Genomic DNA, 2292 nt, shown 5'->3' on the forward strand with positions numbered 1-2292 from the left:
TCTTATGAAGGAAGAACTGCTCCTGTCCTAAAATGGAGTCCCTATTTTACTGTCCGTCCTGTATAAGAACAATGCAGGATGACACTCCCGACATCTAAATCAGTGATTATGTGTGCTTTTCTTTGAGAAGTCCCTCTTCTTTTCTAACTTTCATCAGAGCTTCGGTGTACGGTTTGTTGTAAACACAGCAACCGACATTCATCTGACGTATAAGAAGCTCGATACAGTTGTCGCATGCAGTGCACCACTTTATTTCGTCTTCTCTACCTTCCATTAGTTTTGCCGGAAGGTAAGGGTCTGCAAAGGACTGTCTGCCCAGAGCTACCATATCTACGTACCCGTCGTTTATGTTCTTATTACCCCAGTACCTGAAGGTATTCTTTTCTCTCTCAACTGCCTGGAAAGAGTTCTTCCCGTCCCGGAAGATAGAGTATGCCGAGCCGATAACAACGGTTTCAGGCTTCAAGTTTTCTTTGAGGACCTTTGAGAAGTAGTGATGGAGGTAGGCGTAGTCGGGTATCTTCCTATCTGGCTGTGATAGTGCAAGAGTAATCGACGGGCTTCCTGCAGATTGGAGAATGTAGTGCGCACCCCTCTCTTCAAGACCTTTGCAGAGCGCTATCGATTCGGTCAGATCCATAACTGCAGTGTCAGGCCCGGCGCTTCCGCAGCCTCCTGGAAAGCCCTCCCATACTGAGACTTTTGAACCGATTATGAAATTGGGATCGTTGACCTCTCTGACGACTCTTTCGATTAGTTCAAAGGCAAAGCGGCTTCGGTTTTCCCAGGAACCTCCATACTTCCACTTTCTATCATTGTAAGGGCGTAACAGCTGGGAGCCTAAATAGCCGTGAGAAAGCTTAAGGTCGACGCCATCGGCACCGGCATCGTGACAGATCTTTGCTGCCAGAACGAATTCGTCCAGAATCCGTTCTATGTCTTCCTCGCTCAGCAACTCTCCACCAAAACCGGCAAGCGGCTTCACGCAGACGCGCTTCGAAAAGGCTGGATGGCTTAACTCTCCCGAATGTGTAAGCTGGAAGATAAAGATAGTGTCTTTGTTGATGTTCTTCATTTTTCGAACAAACTTTGTCAGAGCCTCTTTGTTTCTATGCATGATGCTGAGCTGAGTCTTTCTGCCGCGATTCTCGTAAGTGACTGTTATAGCTTCGAGGTCTATCAGACCGGCCTTGCCCTCGAAGAGTTTCCTGTAACGTTCGTAGGTCTTTTCGGTGGGATTTCCTTCTTCATCGGAATCACAGCATTCCATTGCGTTGATTACCATTCTGTTCTGAGCAACCCGGTTTCCGATCTTAATTGGTGTGAAGAGAATTTCCTTTTCGGACATAAAGCTATTACCTCCCTGGTTGAATTTTCCCCGCGTCACAAAGCAAAAAGCAAATCCTCCGGTATCTTATGATAGTATTATTCGGATTACTGGTACAATACTGGTATTACTATATAGTTGTACTAGCATGAGACTGGCAGGTATCACCTGTGTCTATCATGTGATAGGAAACATGACGAATCACCTAAAAAGCTCACGAAAGTTGATACTAGGCCATTGCCATGGGATAATTCGAGTGTTGTCTACGAAATAAATGCACCGAAGGAGCGTGTGAAATGCCAGGTCTTTTTTCGGAAAATACCAGCGAAGTGAAGAGACCGTTGACTTCTATACCAGGTATATATCTTTCCAGAGATTCGCTAGAAAAGTCTAGCATACTGAATAGCCGCGAGCTTCTGGTCTTCATTCTGGAGAGCATTCAGGACGGCGTCAGTATTCTGGATGTCGATATGAGAATAAGATACGTTAACAGCTCGATCAAGCACTGGTACTCCAGCAAGCGAGCGATTGTCGGTAGAAAGTGTTTCGAGATATACCACAACCGCAGTAATCCCTGCGAAAAGTGTCCGGTGCTTCGAACGATGGAGAGCAAGAAGTCCGAAGTCGAGATCGTTCCATATCAGGCTCATTCGGTTAGTGACGGCTGGCAGGAGTTGTTTTCCATTCCGATCTTCAACAAGGGCAACGAGCTCATAGCTCTTCTAGAGTACGTGCGAGATATTTCTCTTCAGAGATTTGTCGAGCACAAACTGATAAGCGTTCTTGACAGACTCGACACTATAGAGAAGAGGAACGACCTTCTGACCAGTCTTCTCAGGCGGACCGAAGAGGAAAAGGATGAGCTGGAGAAGACCATCATGGGCAATATGGAACGCTATGTAAAGCCAGCACTGGATTACTTGAAGAGGCACACCGACGAAAAGGATGTCGAGTTTGTAGAGGGT

At 46.3% G+C, this 2292-nt stretch carries 2 protein-coding genes; one reads left to right on the forward strand and one right to left on the reverse strand.

The window, feature by feature from the left end; genetic code table 11:
- Positions 1–106: 106 nt before the first annotated feature.
- Positions 107–1348, reverse strand: a complete 1242-nt coding sequence (locus B3N33_RS12500; RefSeq protein WP_214079500.1) for a hypothetical protein — start codon at positions 1346–1348, stop codon at positions 107–109.
- A 275-nt stretch (positions 1349–1623) separates the two neighbouring features.
- Here B3N33_RS12500 and B3N33_RS12505 point away from each other — a divergent pair.
- A partial coding sequence (locus B3N33_RS12505; protein ID WP_292593519.1) for a PAS domain-containing protein occupies positions 1624–2292 on the forward strand: 669 nt, incomplete at its 3' end.

Source organism: Mesotoga sp. UBA5825 (genome assembly GCF_002432955.1).
Classification (GTDB): domain Bacteria; phylum Thermotogota; class Thermotogae; order Petrotogales; family Kosmotogaceae; genus Mesotoga.

What these genes read in the sequence shown, in the direction of transcription:
- B3N33_RS12500 (WP_214079500.1), bottom strand. Translation starts at nt 1,348, where the DNA reads ATGTCCGAAAAGGAAATTCTCTTCACACCAATTAAGATCGGAAACCGG.